Annotated in this window: 26 protein-coding genes; 12 read left to right on the top strand and 14 right to left on the bottom strand. The window is 61.7% G+C overall.

Going from position 1 to position 25,450, the window contains the following annotated elements; all coding sequences use genetic code 11:
* The first annotated feature begins 17 nt into the window (after positions 1-17).
* Positions 18-590, top strand: coding sequence for a Fur family transcriptional regulator (locus RC54_RS22385; protein WP_058897665.1), 573 nt, complete (start codon positions 18-20; stop codon positions 588-590).
* A 20-nt stretch (positions 591-610) separates the two neighbouring features.
* Here the strand turns inward: RC54_RS22385 and RC54_RS22390 are convergent, their stop codons facing one another.
* Positions 611-1,348 carry an HAD-IA family hydrolase gene (locus RC54_RS22390; RefSeq protein WP_061789446.1) on the bottom strand — a complete coding sequence of 246 codons (738 nt, stop codon included), beginning with the start codon at positions 1,346-1,348 and terminating at the stop codon, positions 611-613.
* An 80-nt stretch (positions 1,349-1,428) separates the two neighbouring features.
* On the opposite strand from RC54_RS22390, the gene RC54_RS22395 reads away from it, so the two are divergent.
* Positions 1,429-2,349, top strand: a complete 921-nt coding sequence (locus RC54_RS22395; RefSeq protein ID WP_058896993.1) for a TraB/GumN family protein — start codon at positions 1,429-1,431, stop codon at positions 2,347-2,349.
* Positions 2,350-2,445: 96 nt separating this feature from the next.
* Here RC54_RS22395 and argB read toward each other — a convergent pair whose 3' ends face one another.
* From argB to RC54_RS22415, 4 genes are all read right to left on the bottom strand, one after another.
* On the bottom strand, positions 2,446-3,339 hold the full coding sequence (argB, locus tag RC54_RS22400) for an acetylglutamate kinase (RefSeq protein WP_017449731.1): 894 nt from the start codon (positions 3,337-3,339) through the stop codon (positions 2,446-2,448).
* A gap of 121 nt (positions 3,340-3,460) precedes the next feature.
* Positions 3,461-4,264, bottom strand: a complete 804-nt coding sequence (locus tag RC54_RS22405; RefSeq protein WP_058896994.1) for an SPOR domain-containing protein — start codon at positions 4,262-4,264, stop codon at positions 3,461-3,463.
* A 58-nt stretch (positions 4,265-4,322) separates the two neighbouring features.
* Complete coding sequence (locus RC54_RS22410; RefSeq protein ID WP_061789430.1) at positions 4,323-5,108, bottom strand: type III pantothenate kinase; 786 nt, start codon at positions 5,106-5,108, stop codon at positions 4,323-4,325.
* On the bottom strand, positions 5,105-5,956 hold the full coding sequence (locus RC54_RS22415) for a biotin--[acetyl-CoA-carboxylase] ligase (RefSeq protein WP_058896996.1): 852 nt from the start codon (positions 5,954-5,956) through the stop codon (positions 5,105-5,107). The genes RC54_RS22410 and RC54_RS22415 overlap by 4 nt, the downstream gene beginning before the upstream one ends.
* 83 nt (positions 5,957-6,039) lie before the next feature.
* On the opposite strand from RC54_RS22415, the gene RC54_RS22420 reads away from it, so the two are divergent.
* The 4 genes from RC54_RS22420 to RC54_RS22435 all read left to right on the top strand — a co-directional run bounded on the left by RC54_RS22420 (position 6,040) and on the right by RC54_RS22435 (position 9,788).
* Positions 6,040-7,191 (top strand): VanZ family protein, encoded by a 1,152-nt coding sequence (locus RC54_RS22420; protein ID WP_061789429.1) that lies wholly within the window; start codon positions 6,040-6,042, stop codon positions 7,189-7,191.
* A gap of 77 nt (positions 7,192-7,268) precedes the next feature.
* Positions 7,269-7,595: a (2Fe-2S) ferredoxin domain-containing protein gene (locus tag RC54_RS22425; RefSeq protein ID WP_017449736.1), complete on the top strand. Its 327-nt coding sequence runs from the start codon at positions 7,269-7,271 to the stop codon at positions 7,593-7,595.
* Positions 7,596-7,672: 77 nt separating this feature from the next.
* Entirely contained in the window at positions 7,673-8,335 is a 663-nt protein-coding gene (locus RC54_RS22430; protein ID WP_058896998.1) for an alpha/beta hydrolase, read from the top strand.
* A 298-nt stretch (positions 8,336-8,633) separates the two neighbouring features.
* The gene (locus RC54_RS22435) at positions 8,634-9,788 is read left to right on the top strand and encodes a D-alanyl-D-alanine carboxypeptidase family protein (RefSeq protein ID WP_017449738.1); all 1,155 of its coding nucleotides are present in this window, start codon (positions 8,634-8,636) and stop codon (positions 9,786-9,788) included.
* Positions 9,789-9,894: 106 nt separating this feature from the next.
* On the opposite strand, the gene ahpF is transcribed toward RC54_RS22435, so the two are convergent.
* Positions 9,895-11,496, bottom strand: coding sequence for an alkyl hydroperoxide reductase subunit F (ahpF, locus tag RC54_RS22440; protein WP_058896999.1), 1,602 nt, complete (start codon positions 11,494-11,496; stop codon positions 9,895-9,897).
* A 146-nt stretch (positions 11,497-11,642) separates the two neighbouring features.
* Entirely contained in the window at positions 11,643-12,206 is a 564-nt protein-coding gene (gene ahpC / locus RC54_RS22445; protein WP_008332872.1) for an alkyl hydroperoxide reductase subunit C, read from the bottom strand.
* 354 nt (positions 12,207-12,560) lie between these two features.
* On the opposite strand from ahpC, the gene RC54_RS22450 reads away from it, so the two are divergent.
* The gene (locus tag RC54_RS22450; RefSeq protein ID WP_061789428.1) at positions 12,561-13,013 is read left to right on the top strand and encodes an acyl-CoA thioesterase; all 453 of its coding nucleotides are present in this window, start codon (positions 12,561-12,563) and stop codon (positions 13,011-13,013) included.
* A gap of 90 nt (positions 13,014-13,103) precedes the next feature.
* Here the strand turns inward: RC54_RS22450 and RC54_RS22455 are convergent, their stop codons facing one another.
* Entirely contained in the window at positions 13,104-14,972 is a 1,869-nt protein-coding gene (locus tag RC54_RS22455) for a phosphoenolpyruvate carboxykinase (GTP) (RefSeq protein ID WP_061789427.1), read from the bottom strand.
* A 25-nt stretch (positions 14,973-14,997) separates the two neighbouring features.
* On the opposite strand from RC54_RS22455, the gene RC54_RS25505 reads away from it, so the two are divergent.
* A complete protein-coding gene (locus RC54_RS25505; protein ID WP_156481285.1) occupies positions 14,998-15,444 on the top strand; it encodes a hypothetical protein in 447 nt (148 codons plus the stop codon).
* 190 nt (positions 15,445-15,634) lie between these two features.
* Entirely contained in the window at positions 15,635-16,621 is a 987-nt protein-coding gene (locus RC54_RS22460) for a D-2-hydroxyacid dehydrogenase family protein (RefSeq protein WP_058897002.1), read from the top strand.
* On the opposite strand, the gene RC54_RS22465 is transcribed toward RC54_RS22460, so the two are convergent.
* Entirely contained in the window at positions 16,599-17,363 is a 765-nt protein-coding gene (locus RC54_RS22465) for a hypothetical protein (protein WP_017449748.1), read from the bottom strand. The genes RC54_RS22460 and RC54_RS22465 overlap by 23 nt on opposite strands.
* 184 nt (positions 17,364-17,547) lie before the next feature.
* On the opposite strand from RC54_RS22465, the gene RC54_RS22470 reads away from it, so the two are divergent.
* Positions 17,548-18,033 carry an asparaginase domain-containing protein gene (locus RC54_RS22470; RefSeq protein WP_017449749.1) on the top strand — a complete coding sequence of 162 codons (486 nt, stop codon included), beginning with the start codon at positions 17,548-17,550 and terminating at the stop codon, positions 18,031-18,033.
* Positions 18,034-18,040: 7 nt separating this feature from the next.
* Here RC54_RS22470 and RC54_RS22475 read toward each other — a convergent pair whose 3' ends face one another.
* Positions 18,041-18,946: a LysR family transcriptional regulator gene (locus RC54_RS22475; RefSeq protein ID WP_058897004.1), complete on the bottom strand. Its 906-nt coding sequence runs from the start codon at positions 18,944-18,946 to the stop codon at positions 18,041-18,043.
* 162 nt (positions 18,947-19,108) lie between these two features.
* On the opposite strand from RC54_RS22475, the gene RC54_RS22480 reads away from it, so the two are divergent.
* Positions 19,109-20,158 carry a YeiH family protein gene (locus tag RC54_RS22480; RefSeq protein ID WP_044530783.1) on the top strand — a complete coding sequence of 350 codons (1,050 nt, stop codon included), beginning with the start codon at positions 19,109-19,111 and terminating at the stop codon, positions 20,156-20,158.
* 106 nt (positions 20,159-20,264) lie between these two features.
* Here the strand turns inward: RC54_RS22480 and RC54_RS22485 are convergent, their stop codons facing one another.
* Positions 20,265-20,735: an SRPBCC family protein gene (locus RC54_RS22485; RefSeq protein ID WP_061789426.1), complete on the bottom strand. Its 471-nt coding sequence runs from the start codon at positions 20,733-20,735 to the stop codon at positions 20,265-20,267.
* A 125-nt stretch (positions 20,736-20,860) separates the two neighbouring features.
* Between RC54_RS22485 and RC54_RS22490 the strand changes: the two genes are divergently transcribed.
* Positions 20,861-22,933: a UvrD-helicase domain-containing protein gene (locus RC54_RS22490; RefSeq protein WP_061789425.1), complete on the top strand. Its 2,073-nt coding sequence runs from the start codon at positions 20,861-20,863 to the stop codon at positions 22,931-22,933.
* 86 nt (positions 22,934-23,019) lie between these two features.
* On the opposite strand, the gene RC54_RS22495 is transcribed toward RC54_RS22490, so the two are convergent.
* The 3 genes from RC54_RS22495 to RC54_RS22505 all read right to left on the bottom strand — a co-directional run bounded on the left by RC54_RS22495 (position 23,020) and on the right by RC54_RS22505 (position 25,438).
* Positions 23,020-23,778, bottom strand: coding sequence for a putative type VI secretion system effector (locus tag RC54_RS22495; RefSeq protein ID WP_244216403.1), 759 nt, complete (start codon positions 23,776-23,778; stop codon positions 23,020-23,022).
* 11 nt (positions 23,779-23,789) lie between these two features.
* Positions 23,790-24,527 (bottom strand): putative type VI secretion system effector, encoded by a 738-nt coding sequence (locus RC54_RS22500; RefSeq protein WP_061789424.1) that lies wholly within the window; start codon positions 24,525-24,527, stop codon positions 23,790-23,792.
* A 161-nt stretch (positions 24,528-24,688) separates the two neighbouring features.
* Complete coding sequence (locus RC54_RS22505) at positions 24,689-25,438, bottom strand: putative type VI secretion system effector (RefSeq protein ID WP_061789423.1); 750 nt, start codon at positions 25,436-25,438, stop codon at positions 24,689-24,691.
* Positions 25,439-25,450: the final 12 nt, after the last annotated feature.

The following is a 25,450-nucleotide window of genomic DNA, read 5'->3' on the forward strand; positions in this document are numbered from 1 at the left end:
GACCTGTGATCCTGCCCATGCCGACCATGAAAGCCAAAGCCGCCCTTCCTCCTTCCGCAGACACCGCCGCGCAAGCCGCCACGGTGACCGCGCTGGCCGAGGCGCAGTTGCGCGAGGCCGGGGTGCGCGTGACGCAAGCCCGGGTCAATGTGCTGGGGGCGTTGCTGGAAACCCGCAGCGCGGCGTCACACCAGGATATCCAGGACCGCTTTGCCGACATGGACCGGGTCACCCTCTACCGTGCTCTGGATTGCCTCACCGAAGCCGGCCTGGCCCACAAGATCTCCAGCGATGACCGCATCTTCCGCTACAGCGCTGGGGCCGATCACCCCGAGCATGGCCTGCACGACCATTCCCAAGGCAAGCAGCACCAGCATGGCCACTTCAAGTGCACCCGCTGCAACCGGGTATTTTGCCTGGATGCCAGCGATGGCACCGACTTCCTGGCCACCGTCCTGCCCGAGGCCGAACGCCACCAGTCCACCGCCGCGCAATTGCAATCGGCACTGCGCAAGACCCTGGGCAAGGGTTTCCAGAGTCACGAAGTGGAACTGACCATCAAGGGCTGGTGCGCCGATTGCGCCGACTGATTTCGGTAGACTTCTTCACTTCAACGCAGCGCTCCTAGCGCCACAAGCCGTCGCGGCAACTGCCGCACTGAACGAACCTTCACATCGACATAAGCCGGCAAGCGACTCAGCACCCGCTGCCCGCCGATAGGCCCCAGCAGCGCCTGACTGCCGCGCAGGTACTGGGTCACCCAGGCCGTGCGCACGCCCAGTTCGCGGGCGCTGCGCAGATTGTCCACCGTATCCTCGACCAGGATGCAGCGCCGCGGCGCCACCTTGTGTCGTGCCAGCAGCTTGCGCAGCAGGAGGCGCGAGGGCTTGGGCCGTAATTGCCGATGCACGTGCATGGATTCGATGGAAATGTGATGCGAGAAATGCCGCTGCAGCCCCAGATGACGCACCAGCTCGCGCGAATAACGACGCGGCGCATTGGTCAGCAGGATCTTTTGCCCCGGCAACTGCGACAGCCAGCGACCGATGCCACGCTCGGCGCGCACCATGCCGGGCAGGTCGTCGAAGAGATGCGCCTCGTGCAGGAATTCATCCACCCCCAGGCCGTGATGGCGCACCAGGCCCAGCAGGGTGGCGCCGTACAGCTTCCAGTAATGCCGCCGCAAATAATTGACCGCCGCTTCGTCGCTGGGCTGGCCATCATGGTCCAGCACCCGCTTGATGATGCGGTTCATATTGGTATTGATGGCCGGGAAGATAGCGTGCGAGGCGTTGTGCAGGGTGTTGTCGAGATCGAATAGCCAGAGCGGTGTAGTATTGGGCGCCATAAATGAGACCGGCGCGCCCGCCACGACCATGGACGCGCCTTGAACAAGCAAGGAAAGAAAGGCCAGCAGTGACCGGATTGATGCAACGTTTGATTATAGTGAGTTTGACCTGGCTGTCCTGCTTTAACTTCCTGGCCCCGGCCCGGGCGGCCACTACCGCCGACACGGTCCAGCCGGCGCCACCGCGTGGCGCGCTCTACCAGGTCTCCGATGGCCGTCACACGCTGCTGCTGTTCGGCACCATCCACGTAGGCGCCCCCGACTTCTATCCGCTGGAACCGCGCCTGACCCGCGCCCTGGCCGCCGCCCCCGTCCTGGCGCTGGAGCTTGACCCAGCGAACACCGGCGCCATGCAAAGCGCAGTGCAGCGCCATGGCCTGTACCCTGCCGGCGAACACCTGCTGGACCAGCTCGACGCCCCCTTGCGCGAGCGCACCGAGTCAGCCTTGCAAGGTCTGGGCATGGTGCCGGCATCGGTACAGCAACTGCGCCCCTGGATGCTGGCCATGGTCTTGTCCGTGCAGCAATACGTGCGCCACGGCTACCGCACCGACCTGGCCGTGGACAGCCACCTGGCCGCAACCGTGCGCGCCCATGGCGGCAAGGTGGTCGAACTGGAAAGCGCCGAGCGCCAGATGGCCATCTTCAGCAAGCTGGGGCAGGCGCAACAGATCCAGTTCCTGGCCGATACCCTGCAGGAGCTGGACGATGCCAACCTCACCCGCAAGCTCGATTTCCTGGTCGATGCCTGGCGCCACGCCGACAGTGCCGGCTTTGCCAATGCGCTCAAGGAACTGCAAGAGGACGGCAGCTTCTCCAGCCACTTCACGGTCCAGGCCCTGCTGCGCGAGCGCAACCCGGGCCTGGCCGCCGGCATCGCCGAGCTACTGCAGCGGCAGGATCAGGCCGTGGCGGCCATCGGCATCCTGCACCTGGTGGGGCCGGACAGTGTGCCGGTATTGCTGGGCAAGCGAGGCTTGCAGGTAAAACAACTTTATTGAGCCCATCGGCGACTGTCCGCGCGGCGAACAAAAAAGGGATGAGGTATAGGCTCATCCCTGGCTCATCCCTTTTGCTTGCGGGCTGACGCCTACGGATCAATGGGAACGGATCATGGTCCCGAAGGCCTGTTCGGTCAGCACTTCCAGCAGCAGCGAGTGCTCAATGCGACCATCGATGATGTGCACCGTGTTCACGCCCGACTTGGCCGCATCCAGCGCCGAGGAAATCTTGGGCAACATGCCGCCGGAGATGGTGCCATCGGCGAACATCTCATCGATCTCGCGCGCCGACAGGTCGGTGAGCAGCTTACCGGCCTTGTCCTGGACGCCAGCGATGTTGGTCATCATGATCAGCTTTTCGGCGTGCAGGATCTCGGCGATCTTGCCGGCCACCACGTCGGCGTTGATGTTGTAGGCCTGGCCATCGTCACCAAAGCCGATAGGCGAGATGATGGGGATGAAGGCGTCATCCTGCAGCGCCTTGACCACGGCCGGGTTGATCGCCTCGATCTCGCCCACGTAACCGATGTCGAGGTAGGCGCCCGGATGCTCCTTGTCCGGCATCTGCATCTTGCGCGCACGGATCAGGCCGCCATCCTTGCCGGTCAGGCCCACCGCCTGGCCGCCATAGTGATTGATCAGCATCACGATGTCCTGCTGCACCTCGCCGCCCAGCACCCATTCCACCACTTCCATGGTTTCTTCGTCGGTAATGCGCATACCCTGCACGAAGGTACCTTGCTTGCCGATCTTCTTGAGCGCTGCATCGATCTGCGGACCACCACCGTGGACCACCACCGGGTTCATGCCCACCAGCTTCAACAGGATCACGTCGCGGGCAAAGCCGTGCTTGAGGCTTTCCTCGGTCATGGCATTGCCACCGTACTTGACCACGATGGTCTTGCCATGGAATTTGCGGATGTACGGCAGCGCCTCGGCCAGGATTTCGGCTTTGATCTGGGGGGCTACGTGGGTCAGGTCGGTGGTCATGGCATGGTCCTGTGGATGGGATGGGGATGGGGATGCGTTTAGGGACGGGATTTTACATGGAAAGCAGGCCGACTTCGCAGCGCAACATGCAGCCTGTCCGATCCAGGCAACGTTGCCGTGCTCAGGCGCTGCAGGCGCGGATTTCCTGGTCGGGGAACGCACTCTTGATGTTCTCCAGGGCAGTGCGAGCTTCCGGTGTCAGGTCACGCAACTGGAACACCTGCTTGCCGGCCCCGGAACGACGCGCAATGATACGTGCGCTGCGCACCCCGCGCGAGATCAACTGGCCGACATAAGCCTTGGCTGCCTCCTCGGTACGGAAGATGCCCAGCGAGACGCCATAGCGCAGCGCCGGATTGGGAAAACTGTCGGGAATGACGTAGAAGTCGCCAATGCCTAACCGGCGCAGCTCGGCAACGCGGCGATCAGCGCCCTCGCGCCCTCCCTCGGGGGCGATATAGACCATGTGACTGGTCACGTCCTGGGTCAGCTTCTGGACCACCTTGTCACCCAGGTTCAGGCTGGCCAGTTGCTCCGAGAAGCGGCGCGCATCCGCAGCGGTGAAGTTGCCCACTTCGGTACAGGAGGGGGTGACGGCGACTGTCTGGGTGGCGGCAGTCGGAGCCGGCTGAGTCGCAGTGGTGGAGGTGGTGGATGTAGCGGGCGTGAGCGTGGCCGCAGCGGCCGGCGCCGTCGCTGTGGCATCCGCACTGGCCACCTGGGCTGTGGACGGCTGGGCGCGCAGTTGCGAGGCCAGCTTTTCGCTATTGGCCGGCAACACGCTCAACAGTTCAGGATGCAATTGCTGGGCCAGGCGCTGGGGTTCGCGGCGCTCGGTGGCGCTGGCGCCGAAATAGCCACGCGTCAATCCGAACAGGACCACGTTACCTGCCAGCAATAGCCAAAAAAGCAGTTTCAGCTTCATCCTTGCCTTGTCTTTCCTTGCCCTGGTTGATTCTTCGATTGCCTGGATGGACCGGCGCTCAGCATTCCTGGTTCATCGCTACCTGCAGGCCGATGAGCACCAGATTATCCACCTTTTCCAGCGGCGTCTCGCCCAGCGCCAGGTAAGGTGCCAGCAGCAAGCCCGCGCCCCCGGCCAGCAGGCAGCGCAGGCTGGCCTGCGGACGCTGGCGACGACGTTCGGCCAACGCGTGCTCGATCGCCCCGACCTGGGCGGCGATGCAACCGGAGACGATGGCCTCCACCGTATTGTCGGCGAACACCCGCTCAGGCGGGGCGGCGCCATCGATGCGCGGCAACTGGGCGGTATTCAAGGCCAGCGAGGTCGCCATGGTGCCAAACCCCGGCAGGATCATGCCGCCCTCGAAGACGCCCTCGGCACTGACCACGTCGATGGTGGTGGCCGTACCGCAGGTGGCCACCAATAATTCCTCGCCGGCAAACAGCGCGCGCGCACCGATGGCAGCGGCAAAGCGATCGCATCCCAGCTGGCCGGGATGGCGGTAGCCATTGCGCAGCCCGGCCCGTTGCGGGGTGGAGGCAAACCACTCGACGATCACGCGGGGGCCGAACGCCTGTAGCAGGATGGCCTGCAGACTCTCATGCAAGGCCGCGCCGGCGACATTGGAGATGCACACCTGCAAGTCGCTGCCGGACCTGGCCAGGCCGGCCCACTGCGGCACCAGTGCCGAGAAGTCGGCGCGATCCACGGCCCCCTGCTGGTGCCAGCAGCCCAGCGCCGGAGCGACCGGGTCGGCCACGGCCCACTTGATGCGGGTATTGCCTGCGTCAACCAGCAGCATCATCCGTCCTGCAGACGCAAGGAGACATCACCGGCCAGCACCTCGATCTGCCCGGCCTCGGTATCGATCAGGAAGCGGCCCATCATGTCCACTCCCAGCGCAATCCCCTCATGGACCACACGGCCGTTATCGACGATCTTGACCGACTGCCCGGCATAGGCGTGGAAGGTTTCCCAACGCTTGACGAAGGCGCCGAAGCCGCGCTGTTCGAATTCGGTCAGCACCTCTGACAAGGCGCTGACGATGATGGCCAGCACCGTTTCGCGCGGCGGCTTCTGCAATTCGGGCGCCGATCCCACCGCGCGTTGCAATTCATCTTCCAGCCCCGACGGCACCCCCAGGTTCAGGCCGATGCCGATGACGGCCCAGGTCGCATCGGCACGGCCGCCCTCGGCAGCAGTCTCGATCAGGATGCCGGCCAGCTTGGCGCCATCGCGCAGCACGTCATTGGGCCATTTCAATTGCGGTCGTATGCCGAACACCTCCAGCGCCTCGGCCAGGGCCACGCCGACGGCCAACGGCAAGCCCAGGAGCGCGTGTGTGGGCCGCTGCAGGCGCCAGGCCAGCGAAAAGGTCAGCGAATCCTGCGGCTGGGCGCGCCAGGGCCGACCAGCGCGGCCACGGCCGGCGGTCTGGCGGTCGGCCACCAGCAGCAAGGGGCGCTGCAGGCTGGAAAGACGTTGCATCAGGTCGATGTTGGTGGAACCGGTCTGGGCTACCGCCTCGACGTCGATACGCTGCTGGCCTTGCGGATCGGAACCGGCCAGCAACATGCCGATGCGCTCGGGGCGCACCAGCGGTGCCGAATCGGGTTCGGCGGACAAGGGAAAAGTCAGGGTCATGCTGCGCATTGTAACGGCAGTGGGCCTGTGCGCGAATGTAAAGCCTGCTCTCGGTCAGCCCGAGGCCACCGAAATCGGTTACCCTCTGGCCCATGCCCGCCCCGCCCGACCACGCCCCCGTGCTTCCCGCCACCCCGGCCAGCGCTCCGGTGGCCTCGTCGTTCGCCCGCGTGAGCCTGCTGGTCTATACGCTCTTGATCGTCTATGCCAGCTGGTACCCCTTCTCCGGCTGGCGCGACATCGGCATCAAGCCCTTCGATTACCTGGGCGCGCGCCTGCCCTATTACTGGACCGGCTTCGACGTCTGGACCAATGTCGCCGGCTATGCCCCGTTGGGCCTGCTGCTGGTGCTGTCCCTGTATCCGCTGTTGCGCCCGTGGTGGGCAGTCTGGCCTGCTGCACTGGCCGGGGTGCTGCTGTCGGCCTGCATGGAAGCGGTCCAGACCTACCTCCCCACCCGCGTGCCCTCCAATCTGGATCTGTTGACCAATTCCATCGGCGTGACTCTCGGGGCCTTGCTGGGCGCGGCCTGCAGCCGCTACTTCCTGCAGGAGAGCCGTTTTTTGCTGCTGCGGCGACGCTGGTTCTCCAGCCAAGCCAGCCGCGGGCTGGTGGTCGCCGGGCTATGGCCACTGGCGCTGATCTATCCGCAGAACCACCTGTTCGGCCTGGGCCACCTGGTGCCGCCCGTATCGGCCTTCTTTTCCGACCTGCTCGACACTCCCATCGACCTGGCCACCACCTGGCTCAACAGTGCGCAACTGAGCGCCGAGCAATACTGGCTGGCCGACGTCATCGTCACTGCCTGCGGGCTGACCGGCGCGGCCCTGTTGATGTTGCTGCTGCTGGGCCGCCAGGCGCCGCGCCGACGCCTGGTCACGCTCTACCTGCTGGGCTGCATCGCCGCCAAATCGCTGGCCTGCGCGCTCTTCTTCGCGCCGCAGAATGCCTTCGTCTGGATCTCGCCCAGCGCCGTGGGCGGCATCATGCTGGGCACCATGATGATTGCCGGACTGACCTGGGCACCGCCCGCGGCGCAGCGCCGGGTGGCGGCGCTGGCGCTGATCCTCGCCCTGGTGGTGACCAATGCGGTGCCGGCCAATCCCTATTACCTCTCCACGCTGGAGACCTGGGTCCAGGGCAAATTCCTCAATTTCGACGGCGCTGCGCAATTCCTGTCGGTGCTGTGGCCCTTCCTGGCGATCTGGTTCCTGTTGCATCCGGTGCACCGCAGGCCAGGCTGAGCGGGGTGTATCATTGACGCTTTGCCAGGCGTTGACGACCAGCGCCGGCACTGTCGCCACTCTCCACAGGCCCTTCCATGAGCGATCAAGATCAACCCTACTACGAACACCACGTCTTCTTCTGCCTGAACCAACGCCAGCCGGGCGAGCGTACCTGCTGTGCCGACAAGGGTGCGCAGGCGGCCCAGGAACATGCCAAGAAACGCATCAAGCAACTGGGCCTGGCCGCGCCCGGCAAGGTGCGCATCAACAAGGCCGGCTGCCTGGAGCGTTGCGAGGAAGGTCCGGTGGTGGTGATCTACCCGCAAGGCACCTGGTACACCTATGTGGACCAGGAAGACATCGATGAAATCATCGACAGCCACATCGTCGGCGGCAAAGTGGTGGATCGCCTGAAAATCTGAAGATATGAAGGTTTGAACACCGACCTGCCCTGCAAGCCGCTTGCAGCAAGCTTCCCCTCATCCGTTTTTAGCAAGCCATGAACGTATACACCCAGCATTTCATGATCCCCGGCGCGGTCGGCCAGCTCGAATGCGCGCTGGACCTGCCGGACCCCGAGCAATTCGCCGCCCCGGTCGGCCTGGCCCTGGTAGCCCACCCGCATCCGCTGTATGGCGGCAGCATGGACAACAAGGTCGCGCAAACCCTGGCCCGCACCTTCCTGGCGCTGGGCTACGTGGCGGTGCGCATGAATTTCCGTGGCGTAGGCAAGTCCGAAGGCGTGCATGACCACGGCGCCGGCGAAACCGACGACATGGCGCTGCTGCTGCAGCACATGCGCACGCAATATCCCGACCTGCCGCTGGCGCTGGGTGGTTTTTCCTTCGGTACCTTCGTCCAGGCGCAATTGCAGCAGCGCCTGCTGCAACAGGACGCAGCCACGGCGGCCGAACGCCTGGTACTGGTGGGTACCGCCGCCGGCAAGTGGCCCATGCCGCCGGCTCCGGCCAATACCATCCTGATCCACGGCGAGCAGGACGACACCATCCCGCTGTCGGCCGTGCTGGACTGGGCGCGCCCGCAGGAGCTGCCGGTGGTGGTGATTCCCGGATCGGACCACTTTTTTCACCGCAAGCTGCAACATATCAAGAACGTGGTGGTCGAAAGCTGGCATCGCCGCCCGGCGCAGCTTCAGGCTTGAGTGTCTTTACGTTTTTTTACGCAACGCACCCAGGCATGAGGCCGGACGGCGCCGCACGATGCAGCAAAGGGCGCCATGCCGGTTTCGTGAGGGGATTTTCGGGGATGAAGATCCATTCAATTGGGAACGAAGCCGCGTGACGTTTTATAATTCAGTGCGTGCAGCCAGCCCGGCACTTCCCCGTGTCGCCGCCATGCTGCCGTCACCGATGGAACCAGACTGACCCGCCCTGCCTCACCCTCTTTTCAAACCAACAGCTACGATGTTCCCCCGTGCTGGCAATTTTTCTTAGGCACCGATGAAAAAGCTTCTCGCGGCGCTCGCCGCAACCGTCCTATCCTTTTCCGCACTCACCGCTTCCGCCCAGACCCTGCCGCCGCCCACCGTGGCTGCCAAGAGCTGGCTGCTGCTGGATGCCTCGGCCAACCAGGTGATCGCCTCCAGCGAACCCGACATGCGCGTGGAACCGGCCTCGCTGACCAAGCTCATGACTGCCTACCTGGCCTTTGCCGCCCTGCGCGACAAGCGCCTGAGCCTGGAGCAGGAAGTCAACGTCTCGGTCAACGCCTGGAAGGTCGATCCGAGCAGCTCCAAGATGTTCATCGAGCCCAATAAGCCGGTCTCCATCGACAATCTGCTCTACGGCCTGATCTCGGTCTCCGGCAATGACGCCGCCGTGGCCGTGGCCGAAGCCGTGTCCGGCACCGAAGACGCCTTCGTGCAATTGATGAACCGCGAAGCGCAGCGCCAGGGCCTGACCAATACCCACTTCAGCAACCCGCACGGCCTGCCCAGCCCGGACACCTATACCACCGCGCGCGACCTGTCGATCCTGTGCCGCAACCTGATCAACGACTTCCCCGAGTACTACAAGCGTTATTACTCGGTGAAGAAGTTCACCTACAACAACATCACCCAACCCAACCGCAACCGCCTGCTGTGGCTGGACCCGACGGTCGATGGCATGAAGACCGGCCACACCTCCAGCGCCGGCTATTCGCTGATCACCTCGGCGCACCGCCCGGTGCCCAATGGCGAACGTCGCCTGATCTCGGTGGTGATCGGTACCGTCTCCGATGCGGTGCGCACCCAGGAAAGCCAGAAGCTGCTGAACTGGGGCTTCCAGAACTTCGACGCCGTCAAGCTCTATGCCAAGGGCCAACCGGTCGATACGCCTGATGTGTGGAAGGGTTCGCAGAGCAAGATCAAGGTCGGCTTCAAGAACGACGTCTACATCACCATCCCCAAGGGTACGGCTGACAAGGTCAAGACCAAGCTGGATCGCAATGATCCGCTGATCGCCCCGATCTCGGAAAATGCCAAGGTTGGCACCCTGAAGGTGACCATCGATGACAAGACCGTGGCCGAGCTGCCGGTGGTGGCGCTGGAATCGGTGGGCCCGGCAGGCTTCCTGGGCCGCGCCTGGGATTCGCTGCGCTTGATGTTCAAGTAAGCTGCCAGCGGTACTGCTCGGTACTGCTTCAACAAAAACGCCACCGGCTGATTCAACCGGTGGCGTTTTTTGTTTCTTGCTAGTGCGAGTGCGGCTGGCGTATCACTCAGGCAGCCACTGCTTCCTTGGTCGCCGCCGGGGCCACGTCATCGGCCGAGGAGCGGATCAGGTGATCGAAGGCCGACAGGGCCGCCGTCGCACCAGCACCCACGGCGATGACGATCTGCTTGTACGGCACGGTGGTCACGTCGCCAGCGGCGAAGACACCCGGAATCGAGGTCTGGCCCTTGGCATCGATCTCGATCTCGCCGTGCTTGGACAAGGCCAGGGTCCCCTTCAGCCATTCGGTGTTGGGCACCAGGCCGATCTGGACGAACACGCCTTCCAGCGCCACGTGCTTGATCTCGCCGGTATCCCGTTCCTTGTAGCTGATGCCATTGACACGCTGACCGTCGCCGGTGATCTCGGTGGTCTGCGCCGAGGTCACGATGGTGACGTTGGGCAGGCTCTTCAACTTGCGCACCAGCACCGCATCGGCCTTCAGTTCGGCAGCGAATTCGATCAAGGTCACATGGGCGACGATGCCGGCCAGGTCGATGGCCGCTTCCACGCCCGAGTTGCCGCCACCGATCACCGACACGCGCTTGCCCTTGAACAGCGGACCATCGCAGTGCGGGCAATAGGCCACGCCCTTGTTCTTGTATTCCTGCTCGCCCGGCACGTTGACGTTGCGCCAGCGTGCACCGGTGGACAGGATCACGGTCTTGCCCTTCAACACGCCGCCATTGGCCAGCTTCACTTCGATCAACTTGTCGCCCGGCACCAGCGCCTCGGCGCGCTGCACGTTCATGATGTCGACGTCATAGGCCCTGACGTGCTGTTCCAGGGCGGTGGCGAATTGCGGACCTTCGGTTTCCTGCACCGAGACGAAGTTCTCGATGGCCAGGGTATCGAGCACCTGGCCGCCGAAACGCTCGGCCACCACACCGGTACGGATACCCTTGCGCGCTGCATAGATGGCAGCGGCGGCACCGGCCGGGCCACCGCCGACGATCAACACGTCATACGGCGCCTGTGCGCTCAATTCTTCACCCTTGCGGGCGGCAGCGCCAGTGTCGAGCTTGGCGAGGATCTCTTCGACGCCGGTACGGCCCTGGCCGAAGACTTCGCCGTTCATATAGACGGTCGGCACGGCCATGATCTGGCGCTGCTCGACTTCACCCTGGAACAGCGCGCCGTCGATGGTCACCGACTGGATGCGCGGGTTGATGATGGACATCACGTTCAAGGCCTGCACCACTTCCGGGCAGTTCTGGCAGGTCAGCGAGACATAGGTCTCGAAGCGGTAGTCGCCGTCCAGGTTACGGATCTGCTCGATGACCTTGTCGTCGAGCTTGATCGGGTGGCCGCCCACTTGCAACAGGGCCAGCACCAGAGAGGTAAATTCGTGGCCCATCGGGATCGCGGCAAATTCGACGCTGATGTTGGTCCCGGGGCGATGCAACTTGAAGGACGGAGTACGCGCGTCCTTGCTGGTACCGCGATGTTCGACCAGGCTGATACGGTCGGACAGCAGCACGATTTCTTGCAGGAGTTCCTGCATCTCACGGGATTTGGCGCCATCATCGAGCGACGCGACGATCTCGATCGGGTGGCTGACCTTTTCCAGATAGGCCTTCAATTGGGTCTTGAGATTGGCATCAAGCATGATGATTCACTTCCTCGTTGAGAGATTCAAAGTCGCCCTGACCACGGCCTCGCCCTTGTGGGGGTCGACCGCTTGCCCGGGGGGAGCGGGCCAGGACGGGTACTGCAGGGATGTTCTTCAGAGCATTTAATTGCCGAGTGGGCTAATTAGATCTTGCCGACCAGGTCCAGGGAAGGCTTCAGGGTAGCGGCGCCTTCTTCCCACTTGGCGGGGCAGACTTCACCCGGGTGCGAAGCGACGTACTGGGCAGCCTTGACCTTGCGCAGCAGTTCCGAAGCGTCACGGCCGATGCCGTTGTCATGCACTTCCATGACCTTGATTTCGCCTTCTGGATTGATCACGAAGGTACCGCGCAGTGCCAGGCCTTCTTCTTCGATCAGCACTTCGAAGTTGCGTGCCAGGGTAGCGGTGGGGTCGCCAACCAGCGGGTATTGCACCTTCTTGATGGCTTCGGAAGTGTCGTGCCAGGCCTTGTGGGCGAAGTGGGTGTCGGTGGACACGCCGTAGATTTCAACGCCCAGCTTCTTGAATTCAGCGTAGTTGTCGGCCAGATCTTCCAGCTCGGTCGGGCACACGAAAGTGAAGTCGGCCGGGTAGAACACGAACACGGACCACTTGCCCTTCAGGGTAGCTTCGGTGATGTCGACGAACTTGCCATCGTGGTAAGCGGTTGCCTTGAACGGCTTGATAGTGGTGTTGATCAGGGACATGTCGATTTCCTTTTAAAGGGGGGTTGAGTGAAGCGATGGATTGAATAGTAGAACGCCAAACAAAATAGATCAATTTTATTTAATCAATACTTTTGATTGGATTTAACTATCGATCTTGAGGATCAGCCTATCATCGGACTGGGCGAGCGCAAACGGCACCCTCGCCCGGACTACATGGCGACAGCCAGCGCCGATGCAAGCACGACGCTGGCCCCATGGCGAGACTGATCGCTTAAGATGGAGCACTTCCGTGCTCGCCCCGGAGCGGGGCAAGCGGAAGTGGGAGCAATGTTACTGCAAGCACGCCGTTCTTGTGCGAGCGCACAAGCCGACCAATCCTGATCCTTCATACCGATGAGCGAGCACCGTCCCCAACCTGGCCGCCGCGCCGATTTCCTTCATTTTCACGCGATTCAGACGCGCTGGATGGACAACGATGTCTATGGCCACGTCAACAATGTGGTCTATTACAGCTGGTTCGATACGGCGGTGAACCACTACCTGGTGGAGCGCGGCGTACTGGACATCGAACGGGGAGCGGTGATCGGCCTGGTCATCGAGACGCAGTGCAACTATTTCGCCTCGGTGGCCTTCCCCGACCAGGTCGAGGTCGGCGTGCGGGTGGCGCATCTGGGGCGCAGCAGCGTGCGTTATGAGCTGGGTATCTTCAAGGCGGGGCAAGAGACTGCCGCCGCGCAGGGTCACTTCGTGCATGTGTACGTGGATCGTGCCAGCCGCCGCCCGGTGGCACTACCTGAAGCGCTGCGCAGCGCGCTCATGCCCCTGACCGCGTTCATGCCCGGTTGAGGCCGGAACTACCGGCCAGCGGCGCTCAAAAAGAAAACGCCCACCGCATCCCTGCGGCAGGCGCTTCCTGTCTTCTCCGAACCGGTCAGCTTAGGCTGCCAGCTTCTTCTCCAGCTTGTCCTTCACGCCTTTCAGTTCGACCGGCAGCTTGTGCTTGAGCTTGTCAAACAGTTCTGCGTGCAGCTCCAGTTCCTTCAACCAGGCAGCCTTGTCGATGGAGGTGATGGTGGTGAATTGTTCGGCGCTGAAGTCCAGGCCTTCCCACTGCAGATCCTCGAAACGCGGGGTGATGCCGAACAGGTGCTCGACACCGCCGGTCTTGACGCCTTGCGGGTCTTCGATGCGGTCCAGCATCCACTTCAGCACGCGCATGTTGTCGCCGAAGCCCGGCCAGACGAACTTGCCATCGGCATCGGTACGGAACCAGTTGACGCAATAGATCTTGGGCAGCTCGGCCGGCGAGGCGGCGATCTTCTTGCCGATGTCCAGCCAGTGCTGGAAGTATTCGCTCATGTTGTAGCCAGCGAAGGGCAGCATGGCGAACGGATCGCGGCGCACCACGCCCTGCTGGCCGACAGCCGCAGCGGTGGTTTCCGAACCCATGGTGGCAGCCATGTAGACGCCTTCGACCCAGTTGCGGGCTTCGGTCACCAGCGGCACGGTGGTGGAACGACGGCCACCGAAGATGAAGGCCGAGATCGGCACGCCGGCCGGATCGTCCCAGGCCGGGTCGATCACCGGGTTCTGGGTGGCCGCCACGGTGAAGCGGGCGTTCGGGTGCGCGGCCTTGCGACCGGTTTCCTTGCCGATTGCCGGGGTCCAGTCCTTGCCCTGCCAGTCGATCAGGTGCGCCGGGGCTTCCTTGGTCATGCCTTCCCACCAGACGTCGCCATCATCGGTCAGCGCGACGTTGGTGAAGATGGTGTTGGCCGCGACCGAGGCCATGCAGTTGTAGTTGCTCTTTTCGTTGGTGCCGGGGGCCACGCCGAAGTAGCCGGCTTCTGGGTTGATCGCGTACAGGCGACCATCGGCACCCGGCTTGATCCAGGCGATGTCGTCGCCGATGGTGGTGACCTTCCAGCCGCCGAAGGCCTTGGGCGGGATCAGCATGGCGAAGTTGGTCTTGCCGCAGGCCGAGGGGAAGGCCGCTGCCACATAATGCTTCTTGCCTTGGGGCGACTCCACGCCCAGGATCAGCATGTGCTCGGCCAGCCAGCCCTGAGCGCGGCCCATGTTGGAGGCGATGCGCAGGGCGAAGCACTTCTTGCCCAAGAGCGCGTTGCCGCCGTAGCCCGAACCGTAGGACCAGATCTCGCGGGTTTCCGGGTAATGCACGATGTACTTGGTGGCGTTGCACGGCCAGGCCACATCCTTCTGACCAGCCGCCAGCGGTGCGCCCACCGAGTGCACGCAAGGCACGAACTCGCCATCGGCGCCCAGCACGTCATACACCGCACGGCCCATGCGGGTCATGATGCGCATGTTGACCGCCACATAGGCCGAATCCGACAGTTCCACGCCGATGTGAGCGATGGGCGAACCCAGCGGCCCCATCGAGAACGGCACCACGTACAGGGTGCGGCCAGCCATGCAGCCGTCGAACAGACCATGCAAGGTCTGGCGCATCTCGACCGGATCGGTCCAGTTGTTGGTCGGGCCGGCGTCTTCCTTGTTCTGCGAGCAGATGAAGGTGCGGTCTTCCACGCGCGCCACATCCGACGGGTCGGAGCAGGCCAGGTAGCTGTTGGGACGCTTTTCCTGGTTGAGCTTCTTCATGGTGCCGGCAGCGACCATCTCGGCGCACAGGCGGTCATATTCTTCCTGCGAACCATCGCACCAGTAAATGCGAGCCGGCTTGGTCAGCGCAGCGATTTCGGCGACCCAGTTGATCAGTTTCTGGTGTTTGACGTAGGCGGGCGCATTGATTGCGGGAATGCCTGCCATGAGGGGTTGGTTCATATGCTACCTCCAATGCCACAAGTTGATGAATTCGGTAGGCACGGCAGGATCGTCGTGGTCCGGGAAGCGGCGCAAAATCCACGCGCCAGCTCGACAATACGGCGATCTTGTCGATGGCAGCCGCCCTGTCCGGGTCTGGCTACCGGGCCCGACACCCGTGTTGGCGGCGGGCCTTGTTCACTCTTCGACAGTCGAGAGTGGAAGAAAGTGGCTGCGATTGTACCCCGATAAAACAGAATTTACGCAAATTTGTAGCGGAAAATACCCGACTTATGTAGTAGGTAATTACAAATCGGAAGAAATCTGTTTTTTCATTACCATGGCGTATAACAGCAATTTTCCGAAAAACCGCTTCAATACTGGATTTTCGCGGGATACAGCCGATCCAACCATTCACCATATGAATATCACTCCCCAAAAATGGGACGATTATTTCATTTTCGCTCTTTGGCAACGCATAGCCGGACAATGACTGACAGACCTTGTCAGCGTACAGGGCAATGCACTCTTCCACAGCGCCTACAGATGCGAGCGGTCCGTCATCCTGACAGGTATCACACCGGATCGGAGCAATCCCTTTATGATGTCGGCCAGAGGTCATCGGCCCGCTCGCGCGAGGGGCTGCTACCCCACCATTCACGCATGTCTACCAGGAGACCCTCATGAAAATCGCCATCCTCGACGACTACCAGGATGCCGTGCGCCACCTCGATTGCTTCAGCCTGCTGGCGGGTCACGATGTCAAGGTATTCAACAACACCGTGCGCGGCATCGGCCAGTTGACGGCGCGCCTGTCGCCCTTCGATGCCGTGGTCCTGATTCGCGAGCGCACGGCGTTGACCAGGCCGCTGCTGGAAAAACTGCCGCTGTTGAAACTCATCTCCCAGACCGGCAAGGTCAGCGGCCACGTCGATGTGGCCGCCGCCACCGAGCGTGGCATTGCCATCGTCGAAGGCGTGGGCGACCCGACCGCACCGGCTGAACTGACCTGGGCCCTGATCATGGCCGCCATGCGCCGCGTGCCGCAGTATTGCAGCGCCCTGCGCGCCGGCGCCTGGCAACAGGTCTCGCCTACGCCGCATCACAATATGATCGGCACCGCCCTGAAGGGACGCACGCTGGGCATCTGGGGCTACGGCAAGATCGGCAAGCTGGTGGCCGGCTACGGTCGCGCCTTTGGCATGTCGGTGCTGATCTGGGGACGTGAGGCCAGCCGCGAACAGGCCGTCAAGGATGGTTACCAGGCCGCGGCCAGCAAGGAAGAGTTCTTTGCCCAGGCCGATGTTCTGAGCCTGCACCTGCGCCTCAACGACGCCACCCGCGCCATCGTCAAGGCCGCTGACCTGGCCCGGATGAAACCGACCGCCTGCTTGGTCAACACCAGCCGCGCCGAACTGGTCGAGCCCGAGGCCCTGGAAGCGGCGCTCCAGGCAGGTCGCCCTGGCCTGGCCGCACTCGATGTCTACGAGCGCGAACCGTTGCCGGTGGAGTCGCCCCTGCTGCAGATGGACAACGTGGTGGCCGCGCCGCACCTGGGCTACGTGGAAAAAGATGGATATGAACTTTACTTCCGTGCGGCCTTCCAGAACATCGTCGACTACGCCGCTGGACGGCCTGCCAACGTTCTCAATCCTGAGGTTCTGGGGTAATACGGTGAATGGTTCTTACCGGCGGGTCATAGGCCAGTTGCGGCATCGGCCCGCCACGCTTCCACAAGTGCCGCCAGCCCGGTGGCCAAGGTAAGGGGGCTCCCGCATAGTCGGGGACGTTGCGCCGCACCGGGATCACCGGCAGATGCTCGGGCATGGCGTTGTGGTCATGCCAGCCCAGGCTGAAGGCATAGTCCGGCAGCAGCGTGGCACATACCTGCTCGAACCAGTTGGCGTGTTCCTGATCCTCCCCCAAGGCGCGCGCCAGCCCTTGCGGATCGAATTGCGCCAGCAGACGTGCCAGTTCCTCGGGCGAAGAAGAGGGCCCATCGCCCCAGCCCAGCACCGGATTGAAGTTGTAATCCGCGCCCGAGCCATACCAACCCTCGCGCCGGGGCCGTTCGATCCAGTTGCGCGGGCCGCTGAAGAGATGCCAGCGCCAATGCAGCCCGGAAGGCTTCGGCCAACTGTACAAGTAAAGCCGCTGGTAACCGGCCCGGTGCAGTTCGCGCACCATGGCCATGAGCCGTGCATGGGGCATCCGATCGGGGGGCGCGCGGCGAAACAGGATGGGCGTACCATCGGCGTGCTGCACTTCGTCGGAGGACAGGTTCAGGTCCAGGGTGCGCACTTCGCTGCCGAAGCGCGCAGAAATCCAGCCCGTCAACAGGTTGACGAGCACGATCACGCCATAGCCGCGATGGCGGTGGAAGATGACGGTGCCGGGTGCCAGAGGTTTCATATCCGGGCCATTATAAATGGCTTGGCAAAATCGCTCCCAAGGCCGGCGCCGACACACGAAAATGAAGCTTGCTGCGTGTAAGATAGCGCCTGGCCCGGGCGCAGCGCCCTTCTCCAGGGCCCGGGACCGCATCTTGCTTATCCCGTTTGATGAATTTTTTGACCAGTTGGAAGATAGGAAACCCATGAGCCTGCGCATCATCGCCACCGGCGGCACCTTCGACAAGCACTACGACGAAATCGCCGGCCAGCTAGGCTTTGGCCAAAGCCACCTGCCGGACGTCATCGCCCGCGCCCGCATCACTACCGAAGTCTGCCTGGAAACCCTGCGCCTGCTGGATTCGCTGGAGATGCAGGATGCCGACCGCCAGCGCGTGCTGCAAGCCTGCCAGGCCTCGCCCCAGCAAGCCATCGTCATCGTCCACGGCACCGACACCATGCAGCAGACCGCCCAGGTACTGGGCCCGGCGCTGAGCGACAAAACCGTGGTGCTGACCGGCGCCATGATCCCCTACGAGATCGCCAATTCGGACGCTCTCTTCAATTTCGGCTTTGCCTGCGGCGTGGCCCAGGTGCTGCCGCCGGGCGTGTATGTGGCCATGAATGGCCGCATCTTCGCCTGGAACAAGGTCGCCAAGAACCGCAGCGCCGGCGTGTTCGAACCCATCTGAAAAAATCTTACGCCTGGTGCGCTTGCTGCTGCGCCCACTGGCGGCAGAACGACAGCAGCGCCGCCAGGCTGGGCGAAGGTGCGCGGTGGCGGCTGACCACCATGTAGAAATGGCGGCGCAGGGTCGGCAGTGGCGTCTCCAGTTCGACCAGCTTGCCCGATTCGATCAGGTCTTCCACCACCGAGCGCGACAGGCAACTGATGCCCAGCCCTTCGGCCGTGGCGCGCTTGATCGCCTCGGAGTTGCCGAACTCGAAGGAGGACGGCAGGTGATGCAGGTAGGGAATCAAGGCGTGCTCGACCGCCTCGCGCGTACCGGAGCCGGCCTCGCGCAAGAGCCAGTCGGCCTGGCGCAGCATCTTCAGCGTGATCTTGCGCGCCTGCGCAACGATGGGGTGAGTGGGTGCAGCCACCACGATCAATTCATCGGTCATCCACGGCTCGACCCTGACGTCATCGGCATGGCACGGCCCTTCGATCAAGCCCGCATCCACCTCGAAATTGACCACCGCCTCCACGATGTCGGCCGTATTGGCCACCAGCGCCCGCACCCGGGCGCCGGCATGGATGCGCCGATACGCCGCGATCATGGCCGGCAGCAGATAGCTGCCGATGGTGGTGGAGGCCCCCAGGTGTAACTCGCTGCCGGCGGCCGGATCGCTGAACTGACGCTCGATGGTCTGTGCCGCATCCAGCATGTGGCGCGCCTGTGGCAGCAATTGACGGCCACTGTCGTTCAAGACCAGGCGCTTGCCGACGCGGTCGAACAACTGCACCCCGAGCAGGCTTTCCAGTTCATTCAAGGAGGCACTGGCGGCCGACTGCGACAAGGCCACCATGCCCGCCGCCGCCGTGGTCGAGCCAGACTGCGCCACCGCCAGGAAAATCTGCAATTGCCGAAGCGTGATCCTCATTGATCCTCCTTTATGCATTTCTGACATAGTGGTGTGCAGAAAACGCCACCTCAAATTTACCTATAAAACAGGTAGATATTAGCAAAATAACGCGTTTTTCTTTTATCAGCCCGACGCGTAAAGTGCACTCCATCGACAGCATCATCCTTCGTGGAGAGCATCATGCGTAGCGCAACCCAAACTTCCCCCCTGCATCCGGCCATAGCCGGCATGGCGCTCTCCGGCGCCGTGGCCTGGGCCGCCATCAACCTGGGCAATATCGGCTGGCTACAAAGCCATGGCTTCTCGGCGCTGACGGTAGCCATCGTGCTGGGCATCCTGATCGGCAACACCGTCTATGCGCGCATGGGCGCCTATTGCGGCGAAGGCGTGCGCTTTTCCAAGCAGACCTTGCTGCGCGCCGGCATCATCCTCTACGGTTTTCGCCTGACCTTCCAGGACATCGCCCACGTCGGCCTGGCCGGGGTGGTGATCGATGCCGCCATGCTCTTGTCCACCTTCGGCCTGGCCTGGCTGGTGGGTACCAAGCTGTTGAAGCTGGATCGCGATGCGGCACTGTTGATCGGCGCCGGCAGCTCCATCTGCGGCGCCGCCGCGGTGATGGCCACCGAACCGGTACTGCGTGCGCGCAGCGAACAGGTGACTGTGGCGGTCTCTACCGTGGTGATCTTCGGCTCGCTGGCGATCTTCCTCTATCCCCTGCTCTATACGCTGCAGGCCGAACCGATGTGGGGAATGCGCCTGCCGGACTTCGGTGTCTACATCGGCTCCACCGTTCATGAAGTAGCCCAGGTCCTGGCGGCGGCCCGCTCCATCGACCAGCACACCGCCGATGTGGCCGTGATCACCAAGATGGTCCGCGTGATGATGCTGGCGCCCTTCCTGCTGATGCTGTCGATGAAGGCCGCACCGAGCGTCTCGGGTCACCAGCACCAGCAAAAGAAGCTGTCCATTCCCTGGTTCGCCTTTGCCTTCATCGGTGTGGTGGTGTTCAATTCCTTCTTCCCGCTGCCGGCCCACCTCAACCAGCTGGTGCTGCAGGCCGATACCCTGATGCTGGCCATGGCCATGGCCGCCCTGGGCTTGTCCACCCACCTCTCGGCCCTGCGCAGCGCCGGCATGAAGCCGATGATCCTGGGCGCCGTGCTGTTCGCCTGGCTGGTCATCGGTGGCGCACTGGTCAACGGCGCACTGGGACGCTTGCTGGCCTGATCCTGATCGGACTACATCAAAGCAAGAAAGGCGCGATCCGCAAGGACCGCGCCTTTTTCTTGTGCATCAGGAAAACTGATTCAAGGGCACACCAGGTTCAGTTTCTTCAATGCAGCTCCCCGCGCTGGATCAGCTCGCGGATGATGCGCACCGTATCGATATCGGCTTCCTGGTAGGCCGAGCGGCGGAAGTTGTCGTAGAAGGCGGCTTCCCCGCTGACATCCTCGGGCTGGCCATCGTCATATTCGAAGCGCACGAAGAGCACCTCGGCCTGTGGTTCCTCGATGGTCATGCTCATGCGCGAGGCCGGGATATCGCCCTGGGCCGGCACGTCGTAGAGCACCTGGATCTGCGGCAGGTAGCTCACCTGGTCGATGATCACCAGCTCGCCATAGCGCAGCTCGCGGCGCACGCGGTCCAGGCTTTTCTCCAGCAGGCGGCAATCGTCCAGGTGCGGCATGAACAACTGCGGCGACTCGGCGCGCATGACCAGGCCGCGCCACAACTGTTCGCGGGTCAGGGGATCGATCAGCGGGTTGAGCGGATCGTTGATCTGGATGAGGTGGTTGAATTTCATGGTAGCTCTCGTGATGTTGTTGCCGCCGGCAATGCGGCATTGTCCCACAGGCGTACCGAGACGGTGCGGGCGGGCTGCTACAATGGCACCTCGTTTCTTCTCCTGCCCACGCCGATCGCCTCCGTATGTCTGCCCCCTCCTTCGGCCTGAACAAGCCGCAAAGCGAAGCCGTCCACTACATGGCCGGGCCCTGCCTGGTGCTGGCCGGCGCCGGCTCGGGCAAGACCCGCGTGATCACGCAGAAGATCGCGCACCTGATCGAAAACTGTGGCTACGAATCGCGCAACATCGCCGCGCTGACCTTCACCAACAAGGCCGCGCTGGAAATGCAGGAACGCATCGCCAAGCTGCTCAAGGATCCCAAGCAAGCCAAGCACCTGACGGTCTCGACCTTCCATTCACTGGGGGTGAAGATCCTGCGCCAGGAGTCCAAGCATCTGGGGTTGAAGGACCGCTTTTCCATCATGGACAGCGACGATTGTTTTTCCCTGGTACAAGAACTGGCGGTGACCACCGACAAGGCCATCATCCGCGGCATCCAGAATTCGATTTCGCTGTGGAAGAACGGTCTGGTCGATCCCGACCTGGCCGAAAAGAATGCCCGCACCGAAGACGAAGCCCAGGCTGCCCGTATCTACCGCAGCTATGTGGCGACCCTGAAGGCTTACCAGGCGGTCGATTTCGATGACCTGATCCGCCTGCCGGTGGAACTGTTCCGCAGCAACGAGGAAGTGCGCGACCGCTGGCAGCGCAAGCTGCGCTATCTGTTGATCGACGAATACCAGGACACCAATACCTGCCAATACGAACTGGTCAAGCTGCTGGTCACCGGCGTGGGCAAGAAGCCGATGTTTACCGCCGTAGGCGACGACGACCAGGCCATCTATGCCTGGCGCGGCGCCACCATCGAGAACCTGAAACTGCTGGGCGTGGACTTTCCCAACCTGCACCTGATCAAGCTGGAACAGAACTACCGCTCCAGCACGCGCATCCTGCAGGCGGCCAACGCGGTCATCTCCAACAACCCCAAGCTGTTCGACAAGACCCTGTGGTCCGAGCACGGCCTGGGTGATCCGATCACGGTCATGGCCATGGATGACGAAGAAGCCGAAGCCGACCAGATCGCCATCACGCTCTCGGCACACCGCTTCGAGCGACGCGCCAAGTTTGCCGATTACGCCATCCTCTATCGCGGCAACCACCAGGCGCGCATCCTGGAAAAATCGCTGCGGCGCGAACGCATTCCCTACGTGATGTCGGGCGGCCAGAGTTACTTCGACCGTGCCGAGATCAAGGACATCATTGCCTACCTGCGCCTGATCGCCAACCAGGACGACGACCCCGCCTTCATCCGCGCCGTCACCACCCCGCGCCGGGGCGTCGGCCAGGCCACGCTGGAAGTGCTGGGCACGCTGGCCGGGCAATGGCAGTGTTCCTTGTTCGAAGCGGTCTACAAGGGCGGCCTGGAAGACAAGCTGACCGACCGCCAGTTGCTGCCGCTGCGCAAGTTCTGCGACTTCATCAATGCGCTGGAGTCGCGCGCCACCCGCCCCGGCCCCTCCGGCAGCGGCGCCGAGGCCGGCCGCGTGCTGGACGACATGATGGAAGCCATCAACTACGAGTTCTATCTCTACGACAGCTTCGAAGAACGGGCCGCGCAGGCGCGCTGGCAGAACGTGGTGGACTTCATCAACTGGCTGAAGGAACGCGCCTGCGGCGGACGCGATGGTGAAGGCGAAGAAAAGAACCTGCTGGAAATCACCCAGATGGTGGCCCTCATGAGTATGCTCGAAGGCCGCGACGAAGAGCAGGATGCAGTGCGCATGTCCACGCTCCATGCCTCCAAGGGATTGGAGTTTCCGCATGTGTTCCTGGTCGGCGTGGAAGAAGGCATCCTGCCGCACAAGGGCGACCCCGACACCCCGCCCGAAGCAGCCGCCGCGCGTGTGGAAGAAGAGCGGCGTCTGATGTACGTGGGCATCACCCGTGCCCAGCGTTCGCTGCACCTGTCCTGGTGCAAGCGCCGCAAGCGCGCCAAGGAAGTGATCGAATGCCAGATCTCGCGCTTCGTCAAGGAGATGCGCCTGGATGAAGGCGAAGCGGTGCCGCAGGAAAGCGAGAAGATCACGCCGCAGGCACGGCTGGCCAATTTGAAGGCCTTGCTGCAGAAGCCCAGGAATACACCAAAACAAAGCTAGGGCAGCCTTCAGAATTTTAAAGGCAGCGATAGGTCGCCTGGTCGAGATACTGCGACTGTGACAATCCAGACAAGCTCTTCTTACATTCAATAACGGAAAAAGAATGCACCCATCTCTGGTGGATCGCCCGGCTTGCGTTGCGCCTTGGTGGTCTTTTTGAGGTCCACGCCTGATGGATCTTTTAATCCAAGCACGGAAAATACGCGTTGTGCCGCTTTAGCGAATGGGGTCCATTGCAGCATCAGCATGAAAATGACAAAGGTCCAACCAAATGCAATCCCCCCCCACGCAATCCAAAACGGAAACTCAAAAATAACGCGGTTAAAACCAAAAGCTAGAAAACCGAAGTAGGTGACCGCAGGAGGAAATATTCCAGAAAAAATAAACCACCAGCGGAAAACCAACGTATAGAAGGCACGCCGCCCTCGCACGCAATGCGGATATAACGCAATTGTCCGGTCAGCAGGATTGGCAAGTGCGACCAGTTCGAAATACTCTCCCTGCCAAACAACCGCCGCATCGACGACATCGCCCTCTTTGAATGGGCTCCGCCATAGCCAGCCTTTAACTTTTTTTCCACCCAGATCGAATTCGACGTAGTCGGCTTCTTCCTGCAGACTGGCCGCATTTGAGGCAGTCGCGATTGCCTGTCCTCCCATGCCTGCCGCAGCCAGGGCAACGGAGACCATGCCCATCCTGGCTTTGTCTTTGCGCGTGAGAACAAAGCTCGCCTCGCCGCGCTCGCAGGTGTAATGTCGGATCGTGCCGCTGATCTTGATTAGCTCGCCGGTTTCAACCTGGCCAAGCGTTATCTGACATAGGGCGTTTGTTTCCATAGAGGGCATTTCAAATTCATTTAATAACGGAAGAAGAATGCGCCCATTTCTGGTGGATCGCCCGACTTGCGTTGTGCCTTGGTGGTCTTTTTGAGATCCACGCCTGATGGATCTTTTAATCCCAGCACGGAAAATACGCGTTGTGCCGCTTTACCGAATGGGGTCCATTGCAGCATCAGCATGAAAATTACGAAGGTCCACCCTAACGCTATTACAGCCCACGCCCCCCAGAAAGGCAGCTCAAAAAAATATCTGTAAGAACCGGTCAACCAGATAAGAAGAGATGTGCTGACTGGCGTGATTACTCCAGCAAAAATAAACCACCAGCGAAAAACCAGCGCATAGAAGGCACGCCGCCCTCGCACGCAATGCGGATATAACGCAATCGTCCGATCAGCAGGCTTCGCCAGTGCGACTAGCTCGAAATACTCTCCTTGCCAAACAACCGCCGCATCGACGACATCGCCCTCTTTGAACGGGCTACGCCATAGCCAGCCTTTGACTTCCTTGCCATCCAGATCGAATTCAACGTAGTCGGCTTCTTCCTGTAGACTGGCCACGTTCGAGGCAGTCGCGATTGCCTGCCCCCCCATTCCTGCGGCAGCAAGGGCTACAGAGACCATGCCCATTCCTGTCTTGTCTTTCTTGGTCAAGACAAAGCTAGCTTCGTCTCTTTTACTGACATAATTTTTTATTTCACCACTGATCTTTATCAGGCCATTTACCTGGCCTGGTGTTTCCAAGTACTGATCCATCATCCGACTCCTACCGCGATCAACTCTTTTCCCAGTTTTTATCAGTCGCTATTTTCTGATCCTTTAGTACTTGAAATAGAAAACCTCAAGTTCAGGAAGGCAGAAGCTTCCAGACTCGGATTTCGGCCACCATGTGAATGGTGTCCGGCGAGATGCTGATTTGCTCAATACCGGAAGAAGAATGCCCCCATTTCCGGTGGATCGCCCTGCTTACGTTGTGCTTTGCTTGTCTTCTTCAAATCAATAGAGGCCGGACTGGGCAATCCAAGTATCTGAAATATTCGCTGCGATGTCTTAGCAAATGGTGCCCATTGTCTCGCCAGCATAACAGTGACGAAGCTTAGACCAGCGACAACACCTGCCCCGGTTATCCAAAAATCTTCACCAAAGATAAATTCCGGTCGTCCGACTGCCCAAAGCGCTACTGCCGTTGAGGCAAGCCCGAACAATACCGCAAACGCAAACCACCATTTCAACACCGACGAATAGAAAGCGCCTCTTCCACGCACGCAATGCGGATACAAAGCAATAAGCCTTTCGGAGGGCTTTGCCATGGCCATGAGTTCGTAATAGTCTCCTTGCCAGACGGCCACTACATCCACATCATCAGCTTCAGAAAATGGACTTCTCCACAACCAGCCTTTCACCCGCTGTCCATTTAGTTCGAAGCTAACAAAATCAGCCTCTTCATTTATCTGTGACGCGTTCGTTGCTGTCCCTATAGCCTGGCCCCCCATACCGGTGGCTGCCAGGGCAACCGCGACCATGCCCATTCTGTATTTATCTTTTTTGGCCAAAACGAAGCTCACCTCATCTCGCTCGCAGGTGTAATGCCGGATCGTGCCGCTGATCTTGATCAGCGCGCCGGTTTCAACCTCGCCAAGCGCTACCTGACATGGGGCGTTTGTTTCCATAGTGGGTATTTC

Origin of the sequence: Herbaspirillum rubrisubalbicans, assembly GCF_003719195.1 — a bacterium.
GTDB classification, from domain to species: domain Bacteria; phylum Pseudomonadota; class Gammaproteobacteria; order Burkholderiales; family Burkholderiaceae_D; genus Herbaspirillum; species Herbaspirillum rubrisubalbicans.